This window comes from Allosphingosinicella sp. (genome assembly GCF_036570505.1).
In the GTDB taxonomy this organism is placed as follows: Bacteria; Pseudomonadota; Alphaproteobacteria; order Sphingomonadales; family Sphingomonadaceae; genus Allosphingosinicella.
Map to the genome: position 1 here is coordinate 1 of NZ_DATCYB010000015.1, position 22,744 is coordinate 22,744.

The window sequence follows — 22,744 nt, forward strand, 5'->3', positions numbered from 1 at the left end:
GTCCATATAGGGCAGCTCCTGGAGGTAGGTCTTGTATTCGCAGAGCTTCTCGGTGCCGCGGTGAAGGAGGCCGATGTGCGGGTCGACGCGCTCAACGATCTCGCCGTCGAGCTCGAGGACGAGGCGCAGCACGCCGTGCGCGGCGGGGTGCTGCGGGCCGAAGTTGATCGTGTAGTTGGCGACTTCGACATCGCCGACGGTCGCGTCGGCGGCATCGGCCTTGCCTTTGATCTCTTCGAGATATTCAGCCATGCGCCACCTGTGCCCCGGCGAAAGCCGAGGTCCAGCTAAGAAGAAAAATCTGGGTCCCGGAGTTCGCCGGGAAACAGTCCATTGTCATTTCTTCACCTCGGCGGCCTTCTCGTCCGCCTTCATCGGGCTGGGCGCGCCGGCCTGCTGCGGGTGGACCTTCTCGTCGCCGGGAAGGATATATTCGGCGCCCTCCCACGGGCTCATGAAGTCGAAATCGCGGAAATCCTGGGCGAGGCGGACGGGCTCGTAGACGACGCGCTTCTGCTCTTCGGAATAGCGCATCTCGACATAGCCGGTGAGCGGGAAGTCCTTGCGCTGAGGGAAGCCGCGGAAGCCGTAGTCAGTGAGGATGCGGCGAAGGTCCGGATTATCCGAGAAGAGCACGCCGTACATGTCGAAAACCTCGCGCTCCAGCCAGCCGGCGACGGGCCAGAGACCGGTGACCGAGGGCACGGGCTTCTCCTCGTCGGTCCAGACATGGACGCGGATGCGGTGGTTCTTGGTGACCGAGAGCAGGTGATAGACGACGTCGAACCGCTCCTCGCGGCCCGGATAGTCGACCCCGGCGATCTCCATCAGCTGCTGATATTGGAACTGGTCGCGCAAGATCGTCATCACCTCGACCAGCGCCTCGCGCCGGACCGTGATCGAGACTTCCTGGACGGTATCCTTCGCCTCAAGGAAGGCGTCGCCGAGCGCGGCCTTTACCTCGTCGATTATCCCTTCGCGGGGCGCGATCTTCGGTGCCGAATTGCTCATCGCTTAACGCTCTATCGTGCCGACGCGGCGAATCTTCCGCTGCAACTGCATGATCCCGTAGAGAAGGGCCTCGGCGGTCGGCGGGCAGCCGGGGACGTAGATGTCGACCGGCACGATCCGGTCGCAGCCGCGCACGACGCTGTAGCTGTAATGATAATAGCCGCCGCCATTGGCGCACGACCCCATCGAGATGACATAGCGCGGCTCCGACATCTGATCGTAGACGCGGCGGAGCGCCGGGGCCATCTTGTTGCAGAGCGTGCCGGCGACGATCATCACGTCCGACTGGCGCGGGGACGCGCGCGGCGCCGCCCCAAACCTTTCAAGGTCATAGCGCGGCATGTTCACATGGATCATCTCGACCGCGCAGCAGGCGAGGCCGAAGGTCATCCACCAGAGCGAGCCGGTGCGCGCCCACTGGAACAGGTCCTCGGTCGAGGTGACGAGGAAGCCCTTATCCGAGACTTCCGCCTGGAGCTGGTTGAAATAGTCCGGGTCCGGCTGCTGAAGGTCGGTCGGCCGCGGATTCTCGTGGCGGGGATCGAGGATCACTCCCATTCGAGCGCTCCTTTCTTCCAGGCATAGACGAGGCCGATGGTGAGCTCGACGAGGAAGATCATCATCGCCGCCCAACCCGCGAACCCGATGCCGCCCAGCGACACCGCCCAGGGAAAGAGGAAGGCGGCTTCGAGGTCGAAGATGATGAAGAGGATGGCGACGAGGTAGAAGCGCACGTCGAACATAGACCGACTGTCCTCGAACGCCGGGAAGCCGCATTCATATTCGGCGACCTTGTCGGCATAGGGATTGTGCGCGCCGGTGAAGCGCGAAACGATCATCGGCAACACGACGAAAGCGAAGGACAGCGCCAGGGCCACGCCGAGGAACAAAAGGATAGGCAGATAACCGGCGGCGACGGACGCCATCGAGATTCTCCAGGGACACGCAAGTTGGGGCGGCTTCTAGGACCCGTGCCGCGATGAGGCAAGGCTTGGAGGCGGTGAGAATCGTTCGCAGGAACGGAGGCTTAGAGTTGGAGACCCCGCGTCACCCTGAACTCGTTTCAGGGTCCAGCTCTCCATCCTCTCGGCGGCACGAAAATGGATGCTGAAACAAGTTCAGCATGACAAACGAATTAGGCGCGCACGGCCTTGGCGATGAGCTTGTGGAGTTTGGAGTGGAGCTGGTCGTTGGCGGCGAGGAATTCGTCGCGTTCGATCATCCTGTCGCCGCCGCGAAAATCGGTGACGAAGCCGCCCGCCTCGCGCACCAGCAGGATGCCGGCGGCGACATCCCATTCCTGCAGATTCTCTTCCCAGAATCCGTCGTAGCGGCCGGCGGCGACCCAGGCGAGGTCGAGCGCGGCGGAGCCGAAACGGCGGATCCCGGCGACTTCGGGGGCGACCGCGCCGAGGATCTTCTCGAAGCGCGCGATGTCGCCATGACCCTTATAGGGGATGCCGGTCGCGATGAGGGCGTCCGACAGGTCGCGGCGCGCCGAGACGCGAAGGCGTCGCTCATTGTGCCAGGCACCCCTGCCCTTCTCCGCCCAGAAGCTCTCGTCGGTGAGCGGCTGGTAGACGAGGCCCTGCGTCACCTCGCCCCTGCCGCCGCCGGGCTTCGGCTCCTGCACAGCGATCGAGATGGCGAAATGGGGGATGCCGTGGAGAAAGTTCGACGTGCCGTCGATCGGATCGACGATCCAGCGCGGCTTGGTCGGATCGCCCGCGATCGTGCCGCCCTCCTCCATCAGGAAGCCCCAATCGGGGCGGGCGTGGCGGAGCTCCTCCATTACCGTCTGCTCGGCGCGCTTGTCGGCCATGGAAACGAAGTCGGCCGGCCCCTTGCGGCTGACCTGCAATTGTTCGACCTCGCCGAAATCGCGGCGGATGCGCGGCGCCGCCTTGCGGGCGGCGCGCTGCATGACGGTTATGAGGCCGGAATGGGATACCATGTTCTTCTCCCCCCTCCCGCTTGCGGGAGGGGTCGGGGGAGGGGCTGTTAATTCGAAGCGGAGCGCGCGAAGCCCGGAACACGCCCTCCCCTAGCCCCTCCCGCAAGCGGGAGGGGAAGTCTCAATCCGCCCTGCGGACGTAGGTTTGCTCGTAGACATCGACCACGATCTTCGTTCCGCTCGAAATATGCGGCGGGACCATGACGCGGACGCCGTTGTCGAGGATGGCGGGCTTGTAGCTGGACGAAGCAGTCTGACCCTTCACCACGGCATCGGCCTCTACGATCATCGCCTCGATCGTGTCGGGAAGCTGCACCGAGATCGGGCGCTCATTATAGAGTTCCATCACCACGTCCATGCCGTCCTGGAGGAAGGCGGCGACGTCGCCGAGCAGGTCGGCGGGCAAGGTGACCTGCTCGTAATTGTCCTTGTCCATGAACGTCAGCGCATCGCCGTCGCGAAACAGGAACTGGAAATCCTTGGTGTCGAGGCGGACGCGCTCGACCGTCTCGGCGGAGCGGAAGCGGACATTGTTCTTGCGGCCGTCGATGAGATTCTTCAGCTCCACCTGCATATAGGCGCCGCCCTTGCCGGGCTGGGTGTGCTGGATCTTCACGGCGCGCCAGATGCCGCCTTCATATTCGATGATGTTGCCGGGACGAATGTCCACGCCGCTGATCTTCATGACAGTCTCACAATTTTGAAAAAGAGCCGGGCGCGCTTTAACCGCCCCTTCTGTCCCCGGCAAGGAGGGGATAGGGATTGATGGCCGAGCCTTCCCACCAGCCCTCGCCCGGCTGCATGCGGTGGATGGCGAAATGGAGGTGGGGCCCTTCGGGGTTGGCATTGCCGGTGCTGCCGACGCGGCCAAGCGGCGTGCCGCGGGTCACGCGCTGCCCTTCCTTGAGGCCCGGCGCGTAGCTGGCGAGATGGGCATAGTAGTAGGTCCAGCGCTTGTCGGGCGACCGGACATAAACGGTGATCCCGCCGCCGCCATCGCTGAAAAATAGTTTCTCGACAACGCCCGGCGCGGCCGCGACGACGGGGGTCCCCCGGTCCGCCATGATGTCGATGGCGTCGTGGACGCGGGCGCCGGCGGCGCGCGCCTGGGTATATGTGTCGATCAACTGGTTCGGCCTGACACCCGCCACTGGAATGGCGAGGCCCGTGGGGCCGACGACGAGCCCCTCGGCAATTTCCACCTCCCCGCCCCGCTCCGTCTCGACCACGGCGGTGTCGCCCGCCGCCTCGACATCCTCGTCATCGGCGCCATTGCTGTAGGCGATGATCCAGAACGCGCTGGTCAGGAAGGCGACGACGATCGCGGTGGCGATGTTGGTCGCCCAGAGCTTGAACCTGCTCAAGCCTGGAAGGTCACCGGCATGCCGTCGCTCGCCATCTGGCTGACGCGGGCGGCGTCCCAGTTGGTGAGGCGGACGCAGCCATGGCTCTGGGCGCGCTGGATCGTCTCCGGCGCGCCGGTGCCGTGGATGCCGTAATTTTCCTTGGACAGGTCGATCCAGACGACGCCGACCGGACCGTTGGGGCCTGGCGGGATGCGCTGCTCGTCCTCCTCGTCGGCCACATCCCAGAAGAGCTCGGGCTGGAAATGGAAGGGCGGATTATAGGCGATGCTGGTCACCCGCCAGTTGCCCAGCGGCAACGGATCGTGCGTGCTTCCCATGGTGGCGGGGAACTGGGCGAGAAGCCGATCGCCCTCTCCATAAAGGCGAAGGACGCCGTCGGACTTGTCGACCACGATCCGCTCGGCCTCGGGGAGATCGCCGCTGACGTTGAGGTCGCTCAGCATTTTCGCCGCCTCGGCCGGCACGTCGCCATAGTCGCGCGAGCTCGGCAGGACGTTGGGGAGCCGCAACACGGTGCCGGCGCGAAGCACCATGTCGGGTCGGTTGAGCGCGATGATGGCGGCGGGTGTCGTGTGGAACTTCTCGGCTACCTTTTCGAGGAGATTGCGATAGCCGAGATGCTCCATCTTCGCCTGATCGGCCGGATCGTCGGGGATGGGCCCTACGAACGGTCCCTCCGCATCGCTCGCATCAATGCGCAGGCGTCGGGTGGAGGGCGCCTGGTCGGTCAGGAGCGCTTTTCTTGTGGGCGTGTCGAGCACGCCGGTCACGTCCAGGCCGCGAGCGGTCTGAAAGCCCTTTATCGCTTCCTCGAACGACATGCCCTTCTTGCCGTCGATCACGCCCGGCGCGAAGCCGGCGCGGTCGAGCAGGACCTGGGCGTGGAAGATGGTGCCGTCCATGCCGCTGTCGCGGGGGGCGGATGGGGCTTCGTCGGTCTTTTCCTGCGCCAGCGCGGCGCTGGCAAAGGGAGCGCCGGCCACGACACATAGGGCGCCCAGAAGGGCGGCCAGAAGTTTCTCGTCACGCACGCCTGAACTCCATCTCGGTTCGGAGCTTTAACGTCACAATCGAAACTTCTTTCCCTGAACGTTATCCCGAACGCTTCATCGCTTCATGAAAAGCCGCGACGGCCGTCCCTGCCCCCCCGTCATGGCTCCACACCGCGCTGCACACCGCGAGGAAATCGGCGCCGGCGTCGACCAGCGTCTTCGCGTTCATTGGCGTGATACCGCCGATGGCGACGCAGGGAATTTCGAACAGGGTCGACCACCAGCCAAGGATCGAGGGATCGGGGCGGTGGATGACCTCCTTGGTCGTCGTCGGAAAGAAGGCCCCGAACGCGACATAATCGGCCCCCGCTTCGCCGGCCTCCATGGCGAGGTGGCGGCTATCGTGGCAGGTGACGCCGATCTGGGCCGAGGGGCCGAGCAGCGCCCGCGCCTCGCGCGGATCGCCGTCGCTTTGGCCGAGGTGGACGCCGTCGGCGCCGAGCCGCTTCGCGAGGCTCATATCATCGTTGACGATGAAGGCGACTTCATGATCGGCGCAGGTGCGCTGCAGCGGCTCGGCGAGCCGCGCCGCCTGGTGCTGATCGACACCCTTTACCCTGAACTGGAAGGCGGCGACGGGGCCGCCGTCAAAGGCGGCGGAGAGCCGGTCCGGAAAGTCGCCGCCTACCTCTAGCGGCGAGATCAGGTAGAACTGGCACGGCGCGCGCTCCCGACCTTCGAAGCGGGCGGAGAACTCCGGGTCCAGCCCTAGATCGTCTTCTTCGGTCATGCGCCCCTCTCAGCACCAAGCCGGATCGCACTCAAGCAGAGAAAGCGGTCGGGCTTACGGCCGCTGGCCCATCTTCCCACGACTTTATCGAAACCGGCTTCGGCAAAAAGCCGATGCACTTCATGCCCCTCATAGAGTCGGAAGCCATATTCGTGACCTGGCCATTTGCGCAGCTCGTCCGCCGGTTCAAAGCAGATGGCGAGACGGCCGCCGGGGCGGATCACGCGCGCGAATTCCGCCATCGCCGCCGCCGGGTCGCCCCAAAAGTAGATGTTGTTGACGCTGCACGCCTTGTCCACGGCTGCGTCGGGCAGCGGCAAGGCTTCGGCGGATGCCCGATGAAGATGCAGGCGGCCATGGCGGCGAAAGCGCCGGCTGGCGCGCTGCACCATAGGTCTGGAGATATCGACACCGTGGACCTCTCCCGACGTGGAGGCGAGGATCATCGCCAGCAATCCGCCGCCGCCGAAGCCGACCTCCAGCACGCTATCATGCTGCTGGAGATCGAGCTGTTTCAGCGTCAGCCGGTTCATCTCCCGGCCGATTCGGTCGAGCCATGGCCCGATCAGCCAACGCCCTGACCAGCCGCTTGGGCGCGCGAACTGACCGGCCAGGTAGCGGCGGACGAGAGCCAGCTTTATGCCTTTACCGTCGAAGCCTGGTAGATCTCGTCGATCGCCTGGCCCAGCGTGCGGTCGAATTCCTCGTCGCTCATCTGGTGGCGCAGGTCGGCGAGCAGAGCGCGCGAGAAGCTGGCGATCATGCCGTCGTTCTTCGCAAGCTCCCGGCAGGCCTCCTCGCGCGAGAAGCCGCCCGAAAGCGCCACGACGCGAAGCACGCGTGGATGATCGACCAGCGGCTTGAAGAGGTTGGGCTGAGTGGGAATCGACAGCTTCAACATCACCTTGCCGTCGCCGGGGAGCGCGTCCAGCGCCTTGGTCAGCTCCTCCAGCAGGATGCGGTCGGCCTCGGCGCGCTCCGGGCTCTTGATGTTGACCTCGGGCTCGATGATCGGAACGAGGCCGGCCGCGAGCACCTGCCGCGCCACGTCAAACTGCTGGCGGACGACCGCGGCGATCCCTTCGCGGTTGGCGAGGTTGATGACGGAACGCTCCTTGGTGCCGAACACGCCGAGCCCCTTGGCGCGGGTCAGCAGCGCGCCCAGCTCCGGCATGGGCTTCATCAGCTGGACGCCGTTCGCCTCCGCTTCGAGACCTTTGTCGATCTTGATGAAGGGCACCACGCCGCGCTCCTTCAGGATCTGGGGCACCGGCTTGCCGTCGATCTTGCCGTCCATCGTGCGCTCGAACAGGATCGCGCCGATCACCTTGTCGCCGGTGAAGACGGGCGACGTGATGATCCGCGAGCGCATCTGGTGGATGAGGCCGAACATCTCCTCGTCGGTCGACCAGGCACCCTCTTCGATGCCGTAGCCCTTGAGCGCCTTGGGCGTCGAGCCGCCGCTCTGATCGAGCGCGGCGATGAAGCCTTTGCCGTCCTTCATCTTCGCCATCATTTCGGGGTCTTGCATCGGATTGTCCTTAAGTTTTTTGGGTCGGTGCGGGGACGGGCGCCCAGGGCGGCCCCTTGAGCTCGAGGGTGTTGCCCTCAGGATCGGCGAGATAAATGGACGGGCCCTCGCCCTCGGCGCCATAGCGCGAGACGATCTCGGCCGCGATGCCGTGCGAATTCAGTTCCGCGACTATCGCCTCCCCGTCCCACGGCAGCACGCGGTAGCAGACATGGTCGACATTGCGGCCTTCCGCCCCCGGCGCCGCGCCGCCCATGCGGCCGAGCTTGCCGTCGACCGGCACGAGATCGATCAAGGCGGTGCCGACGCGGAGCTGGTAGAGGCCGACGGCTTCCTGTTTCTTCTCCCAGCGGGCGCCCAGTACGTCGATGTAGAAGCGGGCCACGCTGTCCAGATCGATGACGCGCAAAACGACATGGTCTATGGCCTGGATCGTGATCATGCCTGCTCCAACGCCTTAACGCCGGGAAGTTCCTTACCTTCCATCCATTCGAGGAAGGCTCCGCCGGCGGTGGAGACGAAGGTGAAGTCGTCGGCAACCCCGGCATGGTTGAGCGCGGCTACCGTGTCGCCGCCACCCGCCACCGAGACGAGCGATCCTTCCTTGGTGAGCGCCGCCGCCGTCCGGGCGAGCTGGACGGTGGCGCAGTCGAAAGGCGGGGTCTCGAAGGCTCCGAGGGGGCCATTCCAAACGAGGGTGCGGCAAGTCTTCAGGACGTCGGCCAGCGCCTCGATCGCGGCCGGCCCGACATCCAGAATCATTTCGTCGGACGCGACCTCATGCACATTGCAGGTCCGAAGGCTCGGCGGGTTGGCGGCAAATTCCTTGGCGACGACGACATCGTAGGGGAGATGGACGGTGCAGTTCGCCCGGTCCGCCGCGTCGAGGATTTCCAGCGCCGTGTCCTTCAAATCATGCTCGCAGAGCGACTTGCCTACATCGACGCCGCGCGCGGCGAGGAAGGTGTTGGCCATGCCGCCGCCGATGATCAGATGATCGACCTTGGCGACGAGATTCTTTAGCACGTCGAGCTTGGTCGAGACCTTGGCACCGCCGACCACCGCCGCGACCGGGCGCTCCGGATTGCCTAGCGCGGCTTCGAGCGCTGTCAGCTCCTTTTCCATCGCTCTGCCGGCATAAGCGGGAAGCAAATGCGCCAGACCTTCCGTCGAGGCGTGGGCGCGATGGGCGGCGGAAAAGGCGTCGTTGACGTAGAAATCGCCCAGCTCGGCCATGGCGGCGGCGAGCGCGGGGTCGTTCTTTTCCTCGCCCGGATGGAAACGGGTGTTGTCGAGGATGGCGACATCGCCCGGACTCATCGTCGCGACGGCGGCCTTGGCCCCCTCCCCCTGGCAATCCTCGACGAAGCGGACGGGCCGTCCGAGCACCCCGCCATAGGCGCGAGTGACGAGCGACAGCGACATGTCCGGCCGTTGCTGACCCTTCGGCCGACCGAAATGCGCCAGCAGCAGGACGATGGCGCCACGGTCGGCCAGTTCGGTCACGGTCGGAAGGGTTGCGCGCAGCCGTGTGTCGTCGGTGACGGAGCCGTCCGCCATGGGAACGTTCAAATCCACGCGCACCAGCGCGCGCTTGCCGGAGACATCGCCGAGATCATCGAGGGTTTTGAAGTTCGCCATTCGCTTCCTCATGTCATTCCGGCGAACGCCGGAACCCAAGAACACGGGCTTACTCGAAACGCACTGTGTCCTTGGGTCCCGACTTTCGCCGGGCTGACGCAGATCAGATCAGCTTCGCCATCGCGCCGGCGGTATCGACCATGCGGTTCGAGAAACCCCATTCGTTGTCGTACCAGGAGACGACGCGGACCAGCTTGCCCTCCAGCACCGCCGTTTCCAGGCTGTCGACCGTCGATGAAGCGGGATTGTGGTTGAGGTCGATCGAGACCAGGGGCTCGTCGGTGTAGGCGATGATGCCCTTCAGCGGCCCGCTCTCCGACGCCGCCTTGAGGACGCCGTTCACTTCCTCAAGCGTGGTGTCGCGCTTCGGCGTGAAAGTGAGGTCGATCAGGCTGACGTTCGGCGTCGGCACCCGCACGGCCGAGCCGTCGAGCTTGCCCTTCAATTCCGGCAGCACCTCGCCGACGGCGCGAGCGGCTCCGGTCGACGTCGGGATCATCGACATGCCGGCGGCGCGGGCGCGGCGCATGTCGGGATGGATCTGGTCGAGGATCTTCTGGTCGTTGGTGTAGGCGTGGATGGTCGTCATCAACCCGCGCTCGATGCCGATCGTGTCGTTCATCACCTTGGCGACCGGGGCCAGACAGTTGGTCGTGCAGGACGCATTGGAGACGATCGTGTGCTCGGCCGTCAGCTTCTCATGGTTGACGCCGTAGCAGACGGTGAGGTCAACGCCCTTGGCGGGTGCCGAGATGAGCACGCGCTTGGCGCCCGCATCGATATGCTTCTGGGCCGAAGCGCGGTCGGTGAAGAAGCCGGTCGATTCGATGGCGATGTCGATCTTGTTCTCGGCGTGCGGCAGCTTGGCGGGATCGCGCTCTGCGGTCACCTTGATGCGCTTGCCGTCGATGATGAGGTCGTTGCCGTCTGCCTTCACGTCGCCCGGATAAGGACCGTGGACGCTGTCGCGCTTGAACAGCATGGCGTTCGACTTGGCATCGGCGAGATCGTTGATCGCGACCAGCTCCAGCCCGCAATCCGGCCGTTCAAGGATCGCGCGCGCCACAAGGCGGCCGATCCGCCCGAAACCATTGATCGCAACTCTGGTCGCCATGTCATTGATCTCCCTGACTCAAAGCCGCAACGATTTGCGGCAAGATGGCCTCGGCGGTGAAGCCGAAGCGCTTGAAAAGGTCTTCCGCCGGAGCGGAGGCTCCAAAGCGGTCGAGGCCGATGTTGACGCCATCGAGGCCGGTATAGCGTGCCCAGCCGAGCGTCGTGCCCGCTTCGATCGAGACGCGCAGCGCATCGCCGCCGCCGAGGATGTCGGCGCGATAGGCGGCGTCCTGCGCATCGAATAGCGACCAGCAGGGCATCGAGACGACGTCGGCACCGACGCCCCACGCTTCGAGGGCATCGGCGGTCGCCACGGCGGTCTCCACTTCCGAGCCGGTGGCGAGCAGCACGACCTTGCGAGCGGCCTTGGCGGCGCGGAGTCGATACGCGCCCCTGGCCGACAGGTTTTCCCCAGCTTCCGTGCGCAGCTGCGGCAGGTTCTGGCGGGTGAGGCACAGCATCGACGGGCCGTCCTGCCGCTCCAACGACAGAGCCCAGCACTCGGCGGTCTCGACCGCGTCGGCCGGGCGATACACCGCGAGGTTGGGGATCATGCGCAGGCTCATCACATGCTCGACCGGCTGATGGGTCGGGCCGTCCTCCCCAAGACCGATGGAATCGTGAGTCATGACGTAGACGACGCGGACATTCTGAAGAGCCGAGAGGCGGATCGCGGGGCGGCAATAGTCGGAGAAGACGAGGAAGGTGCCGCCATAGGGGATGACGCCGCCGTGGAGCGCCATGCCGTTCATCGCCGCGGCCATGCCGAATTCGCGGATGCCGTAGTAGACGTAGCGACCCGAATAATCGGCCGCCGTCAGAGGCCTGGTCGCCTTTGTCTTGGTGTTGTTGGAACCGGTGAGATCGGCCGAGCCACCGATCGTCTCGGGCAGCGCGTCGTTTATGGCGCCTAGCGTCAGCTCCGAGGCCTTGCGGGTAGCGACTTTTTGCGGGTTGGCGATAAGGTCAGACAGATAGCCATCCAAAGAGAAGCCCTCGGGAAGGCGCCGTTCCATTCGGCGGAGGAATTCCTGTCCCTGGGAACTGGCGGAGAGGCGCGAGCGCCACTGCCCATGCTCATCTGCGCCGCGGCGGCCAGCCTCGCGCCAGGCGTCGACCACGTCGCCGGGGAGGTCGAACGGGTCATGCTCCCAGGAAAGCTCGTCCCGCGCGGCAGCCACCTCGTCATGGCCGAGCGCGGCGCCATGCGTCGCCGCCGTGCCCTGCTTATTGGGGGCGCCATAGCCGATGATCGTGTGGCAATCGATCAACGACGGGCGCGGATCGGCCAGCGCCTCGTCGATCGCGCGGCGAATGTCGGCGAAGTCGTGACCGTCGCAGGAGACGGTGTGCCAGCCCGACGCGCGATAGCGGGCCAGCACATCCTCGGACGTCGACAGGTCGGTCGAGCCGTCGATCGTGATCTTGTTGTTGTCCCACAGGACATTGAGGCGGCCGAGCTTCAGATGGCCGGCGAGGCCGACGGCCTCGTGGTTGATGCCCTCCATCAGGCAGCCGTCGCCGGCGAGCGCCCAGGTACGATGATCGACCAGATCGTCGCCGAATACGGCGCTGAGGTGCCGCTCCGCAATGGCCATGCCGACCGCCATCGCGAAGCCCTGTCCCAGCGGTCCCGTCGTCGCCTCGACACCCGGCAGCATGAAATTTTCGGGATGTCCGGCGCAGGGCGAATTGAGCTGCCGGAAGTTGCGGATGTCCTCCATCGTCGGCTTCTCGTAGCCGGTGAGGTGAAGGAGGGCGTAGATCAGCATCGAGCCGTGACCGGCCGAGAGGACGAACCGGTCCCGGTCATGCCAATGGGGAGCTTGCGGATCGTATTTCAGATATTCCGTGAAGAGCACGGTAGCGACGTCGGCCATGCCCATCGGCATGCCGGGATGCCCGCTGTTCGCCGCCTGCACGGCATCCATGGCCAGTGCGCGTATGGCATTGGCGAGCAGTCTCGGTTCGGCGGACATTCGGCTTCCCTTAAGATGGATTGTCCCGAAAGGGACGGCGCTGGGCGACTCGTGGCGCTTGCCTAGTCGGCTCCTTTATAGGCGGGGGCGGCCCCGTCAACACCGTCCGCCCCAACCCCAGTTCTGGCGGGCCTCGTCGAAACCCTTGCCGCGCCCGACGGTCATGCTATGGCTTTACCATGGCGGATGAACTGGCGATGCAGGCAATCGACCGGATCGAAAGGGCCCTGGCGCGCATCGAGGCCACTTCGAAGAGAGCGGCGGCCACGTTGCAGGCCGACGGCGAGCTGATTGAGCTTCGCCACGCCCACCATACCCTCCGCGCCCAGGTGGAAGGCGCCATCGAACGGATCGACCGGATGCTCGTCGCCGGGGAAGGAGCGTAGCCATGGCTTCCGTCGAGATCGAGATCGACTCCCGCAAATATGCGGTCGCCTGCCGCGACGGCGAGGAGCCGCATCTGCGCTCGGTCGCCGCGATCGTCGACCGCAAGGCCCGCGACGCCGCCGGCGCGCTGGGCGGCCTCGGCGAATCCCGTCAGCTTCTCTATGCCGCGCTCCTTCTCGCCGATGAATTGAAGGAGCGACGCGAGGGTGGCGGCGGGCCGGTAGAAGCCGCGCCCGATCCCGCGGTCGCCCAGGCGCTGGAGCGGCTGGCGGAGCGGATGGAGGCGCTGGCCTCCACACTTGAGGCCGCGCCCCATAACACCTAGATAGAGCCTGACGGGTACTGCCCGGTACGAGCTTTTGAGAACATCCCTGAGGCGATAAGACATCCTCGGGGGCTGTCCCTGCCCGGATCCTGGTCCGGCGCACATGGTCCCCACCTGACGTTGACGCGTCAGAGGATATTCCAGCAAACGGCCATGGCGGTCCCGTCACCCTCCAAGAGCGATCTTCGCATTGACGCCCTCGGCGAGCGCCGGGCGTTCGCGCGCTCGCTGAGTGCGCCGCTCCGCGCCGAACTGGAAGCGGAGCTCGCACGGCTGGTGCTGCCGCGCCTCATCGGTGCTCGAGTGGTCGCCGGATATCATCCCCTCAGGGACGAGATCAGCCCGTACCCGATCCTGGAGGCGCTGGGCGACGGCCAGACCGCAGCCCTCCCCTGGTTCGCCGCGCGCGATTCCCTAATGATCTTCCGGAAAGGCCTCGCCGCAGAGCCCGCGCCCTGGGGCGTCCTTCAGCCCAAGGCTGCAGCGGAGGCGGTCGCCCCTGATGTCGTCCTCGTCCCGATCGTCCTCGCCGACCGCTCGGGCGCCCGCATCGGCCATGGCCAAGGCCATTATGACCGAGCCCTCTCGCACCTCCGGGAAGGCGGCGCCGTGCTCGCCATCGGCATCGCCTGGGACATCCAGATCAGCGAAGATCCGATTCCGGCCGACCCGTGGGACATGAGGCTCGACGCGATCGCCACCCCCAGCGAATGGATAGATTGCCGATGAGCGAGCCCAGCTGGCGCAAGCCCTTCGGCGTGATCCTGATTCTGCTGCTGATCATCATCTGGGCGGTGATCGTGGTCAGCCTAGCGGACCTGCTGGACGGACTGCCCTGGCCGGTGCACGCGCTTTACTACATCATCGCGGGGATCGTCTGGATCCTGCCGCTGAAGCCGCTGCTTCGGTGGATGGAAACGGGGAAATGGCGCGCCTGATCGGCGCGCTCGAGGAAAAAGGAGCGCCACCGTGTTGACGGTGACGCTCCGGAGAGAAGCCTCGGAAGAGGCTCCGTATCGGTTACGGGCTGACCGGATCGTCGCCGTTGTCATCGGTGAGCTCGATGATGCCCCAGATGGCGAGGCCGAGCACCGCGGCGCCCAGAAGCCACATTTCGGGCCCCATGTCCTCGAACTGCGCGCTTCCGGAGGTCCTTTCGACCGCTGGCACAGGTGCGGCCGCAGCTTGCGCTACGGCCGGAGCCGCTGCAAGGACGGCGGTGGCTGCCACGGCGGCGATGATTTTTTTCATTTTTTTTCTTCCCTTAGCTCAACTAGTCCGCGGACCATCTAGAGGGGGTCGCGGATTCCGGCATCCCCCATTTTGGGTAAATAGACGATTTTTTGGCCCTTGCCTACCATCCACAGGCCGATCGTTGCAGAACCGCGACGATCAGAAAGAGCCGCCGGACGGCTCGCGGCGGACAAGGTTCGTAGCAGGAAGCGCCTTGATCAGGGCGACGATCTCCGACTGGCGCGTGCAGCCGAGCTTGGCCGACAGCGCTTTGATCTGGGAGCGCACCGTCTCGACGGAAACGCCGCGCTCGTCCGCGATCCACTGCGGGCGGACGCCGTCGGCTATCCTGAGGCCGATTTCCGCTTCCGCCGGGGTCAGGCCATAGAGGGATTGAAGCTTCGGCACGGCGCCTTCGACGGTCGAGCCCGGATCAATGATCAGCAGCGCGTAACGACCGCCATGGTCCATCCTGAGAGGCACGACCGAAACCGCCAGCGGCCGCCCGACCGGACGTTCGACGAGCAGCGCGCTCGCGCCGACATCGGCCGACGCGCAGGCGGCATCGACGGCCTGCCTCAACCGCATCGTTGAGCGGCTGGAGACGCCAGCCACAACTCCCTGGCGCTGAACGAGAATGTCACCCCGGCGGAGCAGCGCTTCGCCCAGGGCATTCGCATGGACGAGGGATCCGTCGGCCCGCACCAACAGGGCCGCCTGACCCACGCGGTCGAGCATCGCCTCCACCGATTCCATCCGCCGGTCAGTCGCGGCGAGCCGACCCCGGACCGCCAGCATGCGACGAAGGGAGGGGGCGAAGCGGTCGAGGCTCTTGATGGCCTCCGGATCGAAGGACCGCTGATTTCGCCCCCGATGGATGGCGACTATTCCCGTACCCCAGCGGTTATCGACCCTGATGCCCAGGCATCGAAACATGTCGCCGCCCATCGGGCGGATGAACTCGTTATAAAAGAAGGTTCGGGCGTATTCGCTGACCGGGACCAGCTCTTCAAGGCTGAGAGCATGGTTGTTGAACCGCCCGCAATCGGTGGCCTTCAGCCATGGATCATGGGGCGAGAATTCCTGGGCGTAGCGAGCCAGGAGATCCTGGCTGAGGTTGCTCGACTGCAATATCTCTCCGCCGCCGTCGGCATGAGCCCAGTGGAGCAGCGCCGATCCTCCGCCGAAAGCCTGCTCCAGCTTCCGGGGAAGCTCCGCGAAGCAGTCGTCATCGGTCAGAGAGTCGAAGATTTCCTCATTGGTAAGCTGCAAGCGCGGCATTCGACCTCCCCCTGGGTCGCAACGGCTTGAGACTGTTCTATAGGATGCGGGGTTTGGCAAGGGCGCCCGTGGGACGACACGCACTGGCGAGGTCGCTTACCGGATCGGACGGACGGGAGAATGGCGCGAGTGACGGGGCTCGAACCCGCGACCTCCGGCGTGACAGGCCGGCGCTCTAACCAACTGAGCTACACCCGCGTGGATGTGTGGGGCGCGACCTAGGCGAGCACCCATAGGCTGTCAAGCAACGCTACCGGCTATTTTTTCGCGGCCCCTCTTCCTCGATCGGATCGTCGTGATGGGGCCCGGTAAGCGTGCCTTCCTCGAACAGGAATCCGGCGATGTCCGGCTTGCCCGCGGCATCGAGAACGGTCTTCAGAATGATGAGCAGCGGCACGGCGAGCAGCGCTCCCGTCGTCCCCCAGACCCAGGCCCAAAAGCTCAGCGCCAGGAGAATCAGCAGCGGATTGATGGTGAGCCGGCGCCCCACGACCGAAGGCGTGATCACATTGGCCTCGATGAGGTGGATGACGGCGAAACTGATCGCGGGAAGGAAGGCATACCAGGGGTCGGCGAAAGCCATCAGTCCGCCCAATGCCAGCAGCAAGGTCGACGCGATGGGGCCGAGATAGGGGATGTAGTTGAGAACGGCGACGATGCCGCCCCACATCAACGGCGTCGGCATGTCGAGCAGCCAGAGGATCAGGGCGACCACCAGACCCATCGAGATGTTCACCAGTGTGATCGTGCCAAGATAGGTCGACGTGGCATCGACCACCTGCTGGATGACGCGCGCCGTCGTCATCGCGCCATCGAAGCTCGCCCGGGTCGTGATGGTCCGCTTGCGCATGCGCGTCCAGCCGGCGAGGAAGAAGAAGATCACCAGAACCGCGAAGAACATCTGGATCGCGGCATAAGGCGCCGAGCTGGCGATCAGGTCGAGCATCGAATTGGGCGTTTCGACCGTCACGCGCTGCTCGGGGCCGGCGGGACTTCCGAATTCGACCACGACATTGTCGATGAAACGCTCAAGGCTCGCATAAACGTCGAGGATCGGTGCCAGGGTTTCGCGGATGCGGCCGATGCGCTCGGGTAGCAGCATCACCCATTCGGTCGCGGGCAGCACGATCGAGGCGACCGCGATATTGGCGAAGGCGATGAAGAGAAGGACGCAGATCAGCGCCGAGAGGCCCGAAGGAATACGCCGCCGCTCGAACCATTCCAGCAGGGGCACGAGGGCGATGGCGATCACCAGGGCCGCGGTGACCGGAAGGAAGAATTCGGCCCCGGCCCGAAGCGCGAAGGGAAGCGCAAGGGCAAGACCGCAGCCGGCGATCAGAGCCAGAGCCGCCAGCAGCCGGTCACGCCGATAGGCGGCCTCGGTCACCTCGTGCAGCGGATCCTCGTCATGAATATGCCGCTCGTGCTTGTTCACGCAGCGGCTCCGAGGTCCGGGCCCGGCCGATTTCGAAAGTTTACGAACGTCACACGGATCAGCCCCGAAAAAACAATGTTTTCAGGGTCGGCTTGAACGCCACCCAAAACAGCGAAGGAAAGACCTCGAACCATTGGACGGCCATCATGCCCGAAAGCGGGCGTGTAGGAAAATGGGAATTGGTGCCCCTGGCCCGAGTCGAACGGGCACTCCTTGCGGAACTCGATTTTGAGTCGAGCGCGTCTACCAATTCCGCCACAGGGGCACGCGGCGCTGCCTAGCCGAGGGCAGCGCCCCGGGCAACCGGCAAGTCAGGCCGTGCCGACGGGAGCCGTTCGCTCGGCCTTCTTCGGGTCCGCGCCGTATCGATTGGGGCCCGCCGTCCCATCGAGGACGAAGAAATAAATGAAGACGACCGCGACGACGGCGGTGGCGAGCCCGACGACCATCCAGCCGAGCGGCACGAAGGCGATCACACCCATCACGGCCATCGGCACGAGGCCGAGCAGAAGCCACCAGCCGGACCGGTCCGTATCATGCAGCCGGCGGATGGAGACCGTCAGCTGCGGCGTAATCACGACGACGACGAGGAGAAAGGTCAACGGACCATATAGCCCCAGCACCAGGGCGCTCATGCCGAGGGCGCCGTCGATCGCCGAAGCGATCAGCGAAAGAATGAACAACATGAGGTGGAACGACCAGAACTCCTTGCGCCGTGACCGGCCGCTAAACTCGGAATAGCGCCTGATTGGCAAGAGTGCCCATTCCATTGTCATTCCCCCCTGTTGAGCCGGCGCCCACCGCCGTCGGCTTATGCGACCTGCGTCTTCACCCAATCGTCGACCTCGCGCTCGAGGACGGTCAGCGGCATCGCGCCCTTGAGCAGGATCTGGTGATATTGGCGGATATCGAAGCGATCGCCGAGCGCCGCCTTGGCTTTCCCGCGCACATTCATCCATTGCGTGTGGCCGACCTTGTAGCTCGTCGCCTGCCCCGGCGAAACGCAGTAGCGGTCGATCTCTCGCACGGTGCGCGGGCGCGGGAAGCCGATGGTCGAGACTATATAGTCGACCGCCTGGTCGCGGCCCCATCGCTTGTGGTGGATGCCGGTGTCGACGACAAGGCGCGCCGCCCGGAACAGGAGCGACTGGAGCATGCCGACGCGCCCCAGCGGATCGCCTTCATAGACGCCCATCTCGTCGGCCAGGGATTCGGCATAAAGGCCCCAGCCCTCGGTATAGGCCCCGAACGGGCTCAATTTCAGCAGCATCGGCGTCGCCGGGCTTTCCATGGCGAGGCTGATCTGGAGGTGATGGCCGGGCGACGCCTCATGATAGGTCAAGGAGGGCAGCGTGTATTTCGGCCAGTCGTGCGTGTCCTTGAGGTTGATGTAATAATAAGCCGGGCGCGAGCCATCGAGGGCGGCGACGTTGTAATAGCCGTTGGACGCGCCGTCCTGGATGAACTCGGGAACGCGCACGACCTCGATCTTGGCCTTGGGCAAGGTCGCGAACGCCTGCGGTAGCATGGCATCCAGTTCCTTCATCTGCACGTTGAGGCTGGCAAGGAGCGCGGCGCGGCCCTCGTCCGTATTGGGATAGAGCTGCTTCGGATCCTTGTTGAGCGCGATCATGCGTTCGCCCACGGTCCCGCTCGTCATCCCCTGCGCCTTGAGGATGGTGTCGATGCGCGCCGTGATGTCCGCCACCTGATCGAGGCCGAGCTTGTGCACTTCGTCGGGCGTCATGCTCGTCGTGGTCGAGGCGCGGACCGAGGCCGCATAATATTCGGCGCCGTCGGGAAGACGCCAGACGCCCGCCTCCTCCGTCGCCTTGCCCCGCATCTCCTCGACCAGCGCGATCTGCCGATCGAGCGCGGGGAAGACTTTCTCCGCCACGATCTTCTCCGCCTGGGTGGCATGATCGCCGGCGACGTTGGCTTCCTTCGCGCGGCGAGCGATGGACGAGACCAGCACGGTCTCCGCCGCCGGCTGCCCGCGCAGCGCCTTCAATTGATCGAGAGCCGTATCGAGGCAGAAGGACGGCGCGATGGCGCCGAGCGCCGCATCGGCGCGCGCGCTCTCGCTATTCTGGTCGAGCGCCACGGCGAAGGCCGAGAGACGCGCCAGATAGGCGTCGGCATCCGCCGCATCCTTGATGGCGTGCTGGGAATCGAGGAAATCCGGAACGCCCTGATAGGCGCCGTCCTGCTGGCTGATGACGAAGGGCGTGTAGCCGACGCCGTTATTGCCGTAGGGGAAGCGCTCGCCGCCCTCGACGATATTGTCGCCAAGATAGGTGACGCAGTCATAATGAAGCTTGCTCGCCTCCGACAGGCTGGCACGATCTATCGCCTTCAGCTCCGTCTGGAAGCCCTTGGCGACGGCCAACTGCCGGGCGGCCTCGACCTTGGAATAATCGGAGAGCTTCGACTTCAGCGCCGCGCGCGGGCCTTTGTCTAGGCCCAGCACGGTGGCGAGCTCCGGCGTCGTGTCGATGAAATTATCGAACATGCGATCCATCAGCGACGCGAGCTTCGCGTCGGCGGGCCCCGCCTGGGCCGCGCCCTGCGCCAACGCCGCGCGCGCGAAGCCGCCGCCCATCAGGGCGATGGCGGAGGCAGTGCTTGCCGACAGGATGAATGACCGACGATCCATGAATTTCCCTCCCTGCGCTCCGTTTCGGAGTCGTTCGATGTCGCGCCTTGCTTCCACGGCATCGTCCCCCAGTCAATCGCGCCCGCGCCGGAACGCGGGCCGCGGCCGCCTGTTACGCTGTCGGAAGGAAAAATCATGGCCATCGAAGCGCCGGAACCGAGGAAAGGCATGCCCGACGTCGCGCTCGACGAAGGCGAATTCCGCCGCCGTTTCCTCTCTCAATTTCCCGATCCCGCCTTCGATCCCTCTGCGCGGTGATCTGGACCGCATCGCGGGCACCGCCTGGGACGCCTACAGACATCATCGAAAGGCACCGCGGACGCGCAAGGCTGGCGAAGGGTTCGTCGATCCCGACTACGACCTCGCCACGGACTGGCTCGCCGCCCACGAGGCGGTGTGCAGAGCCCAGTCCGAATACGAGGACCCCGCCCAGCCGCCGTGCGTCCTTATCATCAACGGCTCGTCACGCAGCGAACATACTTGTCCGGGCGAGATGTCGAAGAGCTGGCGCCTGACGGAGATTGCCGCCGAGATTTGCGGAGTCGACGGCGTCAAGGTGGAGGAGCTCAACCTTTCGCGCCTGGCCGCCGAGTATGGGAGGCACATCCACCCCTGCAAAGCCTGCTTCTCGACCGCGCCGGCGCTCTGCCACTGGCCCTGCTCCTGCTACCCCAACTACGCGCTCGGCCAGACGCAGGACATGATGAACGACATCTACCCACTCTGGGTTCGGGCGCACGGCATCATGCTGATCACGCCGGTCAACTGGTATCATACGTCGAGCCCGATGAAGCTGATGATCGACCGGCTGGTTTGCGCCGATGGCGGCAAACCCGATCCGACTTCGACCCACGGCAAGGATGCCAAGAAGGCCAAGCAGCTCGATCCTGACGCCGCTGCCCTATCCGCGCCACCTCGAAGGCCGGCTCTTCGCGGTGGTCGCGTCCATGGCGACGTCGAGGGCGCCGAGAGTGTCCGCCGCTCGCTGGTCGACTGGCTCCGCTTCATGCGCCTCGCACCCGCCGGCGTCCCGGCCGAGCTCGACCGCTATATCGGCTATTGGCAGCCCTATGCGACCAGCCACGACGCCCTCGACAAGGACACCGCCATCCAGGAGGAAGTCCGCAACGCGGCGCGAACCCTGCTGGAAGCGGTGCAGGCCCGGCGATCAGGCCGCCTGATCAGCGCCGGCGAGGATCTGGATCAGCCGCGGCAGAAATAGTCCGTCGTGCGGCCTGGCGTGGGGTGGAAACGGAAAGGCCGGTTGCGCATAAGCCGCCCGTCGACCAGCGAGCCGGCGACGCTGGCGACAATCGAGACTTCCAATGCTCCCGAAGGCGTCAGCTCGGGTAGTACCCCGGCAGGCAGGCGGCGAGCAGGGACTTGCCGGCCCCTGGCGGACCGTTCATCAACAGGTTGTGACCGCCGGCCGCCGCTATCTCCAGCGCCCGCTTGGCCGTCGCCTGCCCTTTCACCTGGACAAGGTCGGGACCGAAGCCCGGCGGGTCCGCCTCCCCCGGCGCTGGTGGCGAAAGGGCGGCGCTGCCGCGAAAATGGTTGAGGAGCGCTATGAGGTCGGGGCGCCGCGAGCACCTCGACATCGCTGGCCCAGGCGGCTTCCGAGCCCTGCGCCGCCGGGCAGATCAACCCAGATTGCGCGAGGAGGCGGCATCGCCGCAGGCAGGCACGCCGGGCGACGGGGTGAGCCTGCCGTCGAGGCCCACCGCCTTGTCGGGGAGGCCGACCACCAGGAATTTGGGCAGGCCGCTCGCGATCTGCACCTGCACCTCGACGGCGCGCGCCTCAAGCCCCAGAAACGCCACCGTGGCGACATGCGCGACCATGCGAAAAGGCCCCTTTTTTGCCATCCTGCTGTGGAGGGACCGGTCCGATATGTCGATAGGGCGCCTCTCGGCGTCTTGAGCCTGCAACACAGCGAACCCACATGAGCGGCCATGAAGCTTCGCCGCAAATGGAAAGCCTTGGGAAAGGTGCCGGCCGTCCGCACGGGTCTTTTCGTGCTGGGCCTGCTGCTGATGCTGTCGACGCCGCTGGTGGGCGTCCTCCCCGGCCCTGGCGGCGTCATCGTGTTCGGCGCGGGCCTCGCACTCACCCTCAAATATAGCGAGTGGGCAAAGCGCAAATATGTGGAGTTCAAGCGCCAGCATCCGCGCAAGGGCGCCTGGGCGGACTGGGGGCTGCGTCGTCCCAGCGCCCGGCGGCGGGAAAAGCTGCGCAAGGAGCAGCAAATGCGGGCGGTTGATGATTGACTTGGCCCCCGCTTTTGCCTATCCGCGCCCCCAACGAGGCCGCCACCTAACCGGCGGCCCTTTTAATTTCTTTCGAGGTATGAGCGATGAAGCGCACCTTCCAGCCGAGCAACCTTGTGCGCAAGCGGCGTCACGGCTTCCGCGCCCGCAAGGCGACCGTCGGCGGCCGCAAGATTCTGGCTGCCCGCCGCGCCCGCGGCCGCAAGACCCTGTCGGCGTAAGCGCTTCAGGCGACATCCGGACAATCAGCCGCCGCGCGGATTTCCTCGCGGCGAATCGCGGCCGGCGCGCGCCCATGCCCGGCTTCGTCCTGTTGGTCCGCGAGCGCGAGGACGGCGATCCGGCCATGCGGCTCGGCATCACGGTCACCAAGAAGATCGGCGGCGCCGTCGTCCGCAACCGCATGAAGCGCCGCTTCCGGGCTCTCGCGCGGGAGATATTGCCGGAGCAGGGCTTCGCCGGCGCCGACCATATCCTGATTGGCCGGGCGGGCGGGATCGAGCGGGATTTCCCCGCGCTCAAGGCCGAGTTCTCGAAGGCTCTCGCGAAGCTTCGCCGATGATCGGCAAGCTCCTCATCCTCCTGGCGCGCGGTTGGCAGCTGGGGCCATCGCTGATCCTGCCGCCGTCGTGCCGCTACAATCCCAGCTGCTCGGCCTATGCAATCACCGCCATTGAACGCTATGGGGCGCTTCGCGGCGGCTGGATGGCCGCCCGGCGCCTGTCCCGATGCCACCCCTGGGGGGGATCCGGCTATGACCCAGTACCGTGAGGGGA

The 22,744-nt window shown here is 65.5% G+C and carries 28 protein-coding genes, 2 tRNA genes, 1 other RNA gene and 3 pseudogenes; 11 read left to right on the plus strand and 23 right to left on the minus strand.

Annotated elements, in window-relative coordinates; translation table 11 throughout:
• From VIR62_RS00825 to tkt, 15 genes and pseudogenes are all read right to left on the minus strand, one after another.
• Positions 1–252 (minus strand): annotated as a pseudogene (locus VIR62_RS00825) (NADH-quinone oxidoreductase subunit D); the annotation flags it as partial.
• Between the two features lie 108 nt (positions 253–360).
• Positions 361–1,011: pseudogene (locus VIR62_RS00830) on the minus strand (NADH-quinone oxidoreductase subunit C); the annotation flags it as partial.
• Between the two features lie 3 nt (positions 1,012–1,014).
• Positions 1,015–1,569, minus strand: coding sequence for a NuoB/complex I 20 kDa subunit family protein (locus tag VIR62_RS00835; RefSeq protein WP_431867869.1), 555 nt, complete (start codon positions 1,567–1,569; stop codon positions 1,015–1,017).
• The gene (gene ndhC / locus VIR62_RS00840; RefSeq protein WP_431867871.1) at positions 1,560–1,937 is read right to left on the minus strand and encodes an NADH-quinone oxidoreductase subunit A; all 378 of its coding nucleotides are present in this window, start codon (positions 1,935–1,937) and stop codon (positions 1,560–1,562) included. Before ndhC ends, VIR62_RS00835 begins: the two co-directional genes overlap by 10 nt.
• Before the next feature lie 209 nt (positions 1,938–2,146).
• Positions 2,147–2,965, minus strand: coding sequence for an inositol monophosphatase family protein (locus tag VIR62_RS00845; RefSeq protein ID WP_431867873.1), 819 nt, complete (start codon positions 2,963–2,965; stop codon positions 2,147–2,149).
• A 121-nt stretch (positions 2,966–3,086) separates the two neighbouring features.
• On the minus strand, positions 3,087–3,650 hold the full coding sequence (gene efp, locus VIR62_RS00850) for an elongation factor P (RefSeq protein WP_431867875.1): 564 nt from the start codon (positions 3,648–3,650) through the stop codon (positions 3,087–3,089).
• A 37-nt stretch (positions 3,651–3,687) separates the two neighbouring features.
• Positions 3,688–4,329 carry a M23 family metallopeptidase gene (locus VIR62_RS00855; protein ID WP_431867877.1) on the minus strand — a complete coding sequence of 214 codons (642 nt, stop codon included), beginning with the start codon at positions 4,327–4,329 and terminating at the stop codon, positions 3,688–3,690.
• Positions 4,326–5,363: a L,D-transpeptidase family protein gene (locus VIR62_RS00860; RefSeq protein ID WP_431867879.1), complete on the minus strand. Its 1,038-nt coding sequence runs from the start codon at positions 5,361–5,363 to the stop codon at positions 4,326–4,328. Before VIR62_RS00860 ends, VIR62_RS00855 begins: the two co-directional genes overlap by 4 nt.
• Before the next feature lie 61 nt (positions 5,364–5,424).
• Positions 5,425–6,114 (minus strand): thiamine phosphate synthase, encoded by a 690-nt coding sequence (gene thiE / locus VIR62_RS00865; RefSeq protein WP_431867881.1) that lies wholly within the window; start codon positions 6,112–6,114, stop codon positions 5,425–5,427.
• On the minus strand, positions 6,111–6,647 hold the full coding sequence (locus tag VIR62_RS00870) for a class I SAM-dependent methyltransferase (RefSeq protein WP_431867883.1): 537 nt from the start codon (positions 6,645–6,647) through the stop codon (positions 6,111–6,113). Before VIR62_RS00870 ends, thiE begins: the two co-directional genes overlap by 4 nt.
• Positions 6,648–6,751: 104 nt before the next feature.
• Positions 6,752–7,645, minus strand: a complete 894-nt coding sequence (locus VIR62_RS00875) for a fructose bisphosphate aldolase (protein ID WP_431867885.1) — start codon at positions 7,643–7,645, stop codon at positions 6,752–6,754.
• A gap of 10 nt (positions 7,646–7,655) precedes the next feature.
• Positions 7,656–8,087, minus strand: a complete 432-nt coding sequence (locus tag VIR62_RS00880; RefSeq protein WP_431867887.1) for a VOC family protein — start codon at positions 8,085–8,087, stop codon at positions 7,656–7,658.
• Positions 8,084–9,286 (minus strand): phosphoglycerate kinase, encoded by a 1,203-nt coding sequence (locus VIR62_RS00885; RefSeq protein ID WP_431867889.1) that lies wholly within the window; start codon positions 9,284–9,286, stop codon positions 8,084–8,086. The genes VIR62_RS00880 and VIR62_RS00885 overlap by 4 nt, the downstream gene beginning before the upstream one ends.
• 103 nt (positions 9,287–9,389) lie before the next feature.
• Positions 9,390–10,400: a type I glyceraldehyde-3-phosphate dehydrogenase gene (gap, locus tag VIR62_RS00890; protein ID WP_431867891.1), complete on the minus strand. Its 1,011-nt coding sequence runs from the start codon at positions 10,398–10,400 to the stop codon at positions 9,390–9,392.
• Position 10,401: 1 nt separating this feature from the next.
• Positions 10,402–12,381: a transketolase gene (gene tkt, locus VIR62_RS00895; RefSeq protein WP_431867893.1), complete on the minus strand. Its 1,980-nt coding sequence runs from the start codon at positions 12,379–12,381 to the stop codon at positions 10,402–10,404.
• Positions 12,382–12,560: 179 nt separating this feature from the next.
• On the opposite strand from tkt, the gene VIR62_RS00900 reads away from it, so the two are divergent.
• The 5 genes from VIR62_RS00900 to VIR62_RS00920 all read left to right on the plus strand — a co-directional run bounded on the left by VIR62_RS00900 (position 12,561) and on the right by VIR62_RS00920 (position 14,031).
• Complete coding sequence (locus tag VIR62_RS00900) at positions 12,561–12,767, plus strand: hypothetical protein (RefSeq protein ID WP_431867895.1); 207 nt, start codon at positions 12,561–12,563, stop codon at positions 12,765–12,767.
• A gap of 2 nt (positions 12,768–12,769) precedes the next feature.
• Positions 12,770–13,093, plus strand: a complete 324-nt coding sequence (locus VIR62_RS00905; RefSeq protein WP_431867897.1) for a cell division protein ZapA — start codon at positions 12,770–12,772, stop codon at positions 13,091–13,093.
• A gap of 11 nt (positions 13,094–13,104) precedes the next feature.
• A non-coding RNA gene (ssrS, locus tag VIR62_RS00910) (6S RNA) lies at positions 13,105–13,260 on the plus strand.
• Entirely contained in the window at positions 13,247–13,822 is a 576-nt protein-coding gene (locus VIR62_RS00915) for a 5-formyltetrahydrofolate cyclo-ligase (protein ID WP_431867899.1), read from the plus strand. Before ssrS ends, VIR62_RS00915 begins: the two co-directional genes overlap by 14 nt.
• Entirely contained in the window at positions 13,819–14,031 is a 213-nt protein-coding gene (locus VIR62_RS00920) for a DUF2842 domain-containing protein (protein ID WP_431867901.1), read from the plus strand. Before VIR62_RS00915 ends, VIR62_RS00920 begins: the two co-directional genes overlap by 4 nt.
• An 82-nt stretch (positions 14,032–14,113) precedes the next feature.
• Here VIR62_RS00920 and VIR62_RS00925 read toward each other — a convergent pair whose 3' ends face one another.
• The 7 genes from VIR62_RS00925 to VIR62_RS00955 all read right to left on the minus strand — a co-directional run bounded on the left by VIR62_RS00925 (position 14,114) and on the right by VIR62_RS00955 (position 19,698).
• A complete protein-coding gene (locus VIR62_RS00925) occupies positions 14,114–14,344 on the minus strand; it encodes a hypothetical protein (protein ID WP_431867903.1) in 231 nt (76 codons plus the stop codon).
• A 141-nt stretch (positions 14,345–14,485) separates the two neighbouring features.
• A complete protein-coding gene (locus VIR62_RS00930) occupies positions 14,486–15,607 on the minus strand; it encodes a helix-turn-helix transcriptional regulator (protein WP_431867904.1) in 1,122 nt (373 codons plus the stop codon).
• Positions 15,608–15,728: 121 nt separating this feature from the next.
• Positions 15,729–15,805, minus strand: a tRNA-Asp gene (locus VIR62_RS00935).
• Positions 15,806–15,857: 52 nt separating this feature from the next.
• Positions 15,858–17,042: an AI-2E family transporter gene (locus VIR62_RS00940; protein WP_431867906.1), complete on the minus strand. Its 1,185-nt coding sequence runs from the start codon at positions 17,040–17,042 to the stop codon at positions 15,858–15,860.
• A gap of 180 nt (positions 17,043–17,222) precedes the next feature.
• Positions 17,223–17,307 (minus strand) — tRNA-Leu (locus tag VIR62_RS00945).
• Positions 17,308–17,353: 46 nt separating this feature from the next.
• Positions 17,354–17,812 carry a DUF805 domain-containing protein gene (locus tag VIR62_RS00950; protein ID WP_431867908.1) on the minus strand — a complete coding sequence of 153 codons (459 nt, stop codon included), beginning with the start codon at positions 17,810–17,812 and terminating at the stop codon, positions 17,354–17,356.
• Positions 17,813–17,853: 41 nt separating this feature from the next.
• Positions 17,854–19,698, minus strand: coding sequence for a DUF885 domain-containing protein (locus tag VIR62_RS00955; RefSeq protein ID WP_431867909.1), 1,845 nt, complete (start codon positions 19,696–19,698; stop codon positions 17,854–17,856).
• Positions 19,699–19,833: 135 nt separating this feature from the next.
• Between VIR62_RS00955 and VIR62_RS00960 the strand changes: the two genes are divergently transcribed.
• Both VIR62_RS00960 and VIR62_RS00965 read left to right on the plus strand, forming a co-directional pair.
• Positions 19,834–19,956: a hypothetical protein gene (locus VIR62_RS00960; RefSeq protein WP_431867911.1), complete on the plus strand. Its 123-nt coding sequence runs from the start codon at positions 19,834–19,836 to the stop codon at positions 19,954–19,956.
• A gap of 136 nt (positions 19,957–20,092) precedes the next feature.
• Positions 20,093–20,920 carry a flavodoxin family protein gene (locus VIR62_RS00965; RefSeq protein WP_431867913.1) on the plus strand — a complete coding sequence of 276 codons (828 nt, stop codon included), beginning with the start codon at positions 20,093–20,095 and terminating at the stop codon, positions 20,918–20,920.
• Between the two features lie 29 nt (positions 20,921–20,949).
• Here VIR62_RS00965 and VIR62_RS00970 read toward each other — a convergent pair.
• Positions 20,950–21,542 (minus strand): annotated as a pseudogene (locus tag VIR62_RS00970) (ATP-binding protein); the annotation flags it as partial.
• A gap of 111 nt (positions 21,543–21,653) precedes the next feature.
• Between VIR62_RS00970 and VIR62_RS00975 the strand changes: the two are divergent.
• The 4 genes from VIR62_RS00975 to yidD all read left to right on the plus strand — a co-directional run bounded on the left by VIR62_RS00975 (position 21,654) and on the right by yidD (position 22,739).
• On the plus strand, positions 21,654–21,968 hold the full coding sequence (locus tag VIR62_RS00975) for a hypothetical protein (protein ID WP_431867914.1): 315 nt from the start codon (positions 21,654–21,656) through the stop codon (positions 21,966–21,968).
• Between the two features lie 86 nt (positions 21,969–22,054).
• On the plus strand, positions 22,055–22,189 hold the full coding sequence (rpmH, locus tag VIR62_RS00980; protein WP_431867915.1) for a 50S ribosomal protein L34: 135 nt from the start codon (positions 22,055–22,057) through the stop codon (positions 22,187–22,189).
• Positions 22,190–22,212: 23 nt separating this feature from the next.
• Positions 22,213–22,530, plus strand: a complete 318-nt coding sequence (rnpA, locus tag VIR62_RS00985; RefSeq protein WP_431868034.1) for a ribonuclease P protein component — start codon at positions 22,213–22,215, stop codon at positions 22,528–22,530.
• The gene (yidD, locus tag VIR62_RS00990) at positions 22,527–22,739 is read left to right on the plus strand and encodes a membrane protein insertion efficiency factor YidD (protein WP_431867917.1); all 213 of its coding nucleotides are present in this window, start codon (positions 22,527–22,529) and stop codon (positions 22,737–22,739) included. Before rnpA ends, yidD begins: the two co-directional genes overlap by 4 nt.
• The last annotated feature ends 5 nt before the right edge of the window (positions 22,740–22,744 follow it).

Excerpts from the sequence above, each read along its gene's own strand:
- rpmH (WP_431867915.1), top strand. The coding sequence starts at position 22,055 with ATGAAGCGCACCTTCCAGCCGAGCAACCTTGTGCGCAAGCGGCGTCAC.
- thiE (WP_431867881.1), bottom strand. The coding sequence starts at position 6,114 with ATGACCGAAGAAGACGATCTAGGGCTGGACCCGGAGTTCTCCGCCCGC.
- VIR62_RS00925 (WP_431867903.1), bottom strand. The coding sequence starts at position 14,344 with ATGAAAAAAATCATCGCCGCCGTGGCAGCCACCGCCGTCCTTGCAGCG.
- VIR62_RS00880 (WP_431867887.1), bottom strand. The coding sequence starts at position 8,087 with ATGATCACGATCCAGGCCATAGACCATGTCGTTTTGCGCGTCATCGAT.
- VIR62_RS00930 (WP_431867904.1), bottom strand. The coding sequence starts at position 15,607 with ATGCCGCGCTTGCAGCTTACCAATGAGGAAATCTTCGACTCTCTGACC.
- VIR62_RS00885 (WP_431867889.1), bottom strand. The coding sequence starts at position 9,286 with ATGGCGAACTTCAAAACCCTCGATGATCTCGGCGATGTCTCCGGCAAG.
- VIR62_RS00920 (WP_431867901.1), top strand. The coding sequence starts at position 13,819 with ATGAGCGAGCCCAGCTGGCGCAAGCCCTTCGGCGTGATCCTGATTCTG.
- VIR62_RS00875 (WP_431867885.1), bottom strand. The coding sequence starts at position 7,645 with ATGCAAGACCCCGAAATGATGGCGAAGATGAAGGACGGCAAAGGCTTC.
- VIR62_RS00915 (WP_431867899.1), top strand. The coding sequence starts at position 13,247 with ATGGCGGTCCCGTCACCCTCCAAGAGCGATCTTCGCATTGACGCCCTC.
- yidD (WP_431867917.1), top strand. The coding sequence starts at position 22,527 with ATGATCGGCAAGCTCCTCATCCTCCTGGCGCGCGGTTGGCAGCTGGGG.
- VIR62_RS00975 (WP_431867914.1), top strand. The coding sequence starts at position 21,654 with ATGAAGCTTCGCCGCAAATGGAAAGCCTTGGGAAAGGTGCCGGCCGTC.
- gap (WP_431867891.1), bottom strand. The coding sequence starts at position 10,400 with ATGGCGACCAGAGTTGCGATCAATGGTTTCGGGCGGATCGGCCGCCTT.
- VIR62_RS00950 (WP_431867908.1), bottom strand. The coding sequence starts at position 17,812 with ATGGAATGGGCACTCTTGCCAATCAGGCGCTATTCCGAGTTTAGCGGC.
- tkt (WP_431867893.1), bottom strand. The coding sequence starts at position 12,381 with ATGTCCGCCGAACCGAGACTGCTCGCCAATGCCATACGCGCACTGGCC.
- VIR62_RS00845 (WP_431867873.1), bottom strand. The coding sequence starts at position 2,965 with ATGGTATCCCATTCCGGCCTCATAACCGTCATGCAGCGCGCCGCCCGC.
- VIR62_RS00905 (WP_431867897.1), top strand. The coding sequence starts at position 12,770 with ATGGCTTCCGTCGAGATCGAGATCGACTCCCGCAAATATGCGGTCGCC.
- VIR62_RS00835 (WP_431867869.1), bottom strand. The coding sequence starts at position 1,569 with ATGGGAGTGATCCTCGATCCCCGCCACGAGAATCCGCGGCCGACCGAC.
- VIR62_RS00955 (WP_431867909.1), bottom strand. The coding sequence starts at position 19,698 with ATGGATCGTCGGTCATTCATCCTGTCGGCAAGCACTGCCTCCGCCATC.
- VIR62_RS00960 (WP_431867911.1), top strand. The coding sequence starts at position 19,834 with ATGGCCATCGAAGCGCCGGAACCGAGGAAAGGCATGCCCGACGTCGCG.
- ndhC (WP_431867871.1), bottom strand. The coding sequence starts at position 1,937 with ATGGCGTCCGTCGCCGCCGGTTATCTGCCTATCCTTTTGTTCCTCGGC.
- efp (WP_431867875.1), bottom strand. The coding sequence starts at position 3,650 with ATGAAGATCAGCGGCGTGGACATTCGTCCCGGCAACATCATCGAATAT.
- VIR62_RS00870 (WP_431867883.1), bottom strand. The coding sequence starts at position 6,647 with ATGAACCGGCTGACGCTGAAACAGCTCGATCTCCAGCAGCATGATAGC.
- VIR62_RS00900 (WP_431867895.1), top strand. The coding sequence starts at position 12,561 with ATGGCGGATGAACTGGCGATGCAGGCAATCGACCGGATCGAAAGGGCC.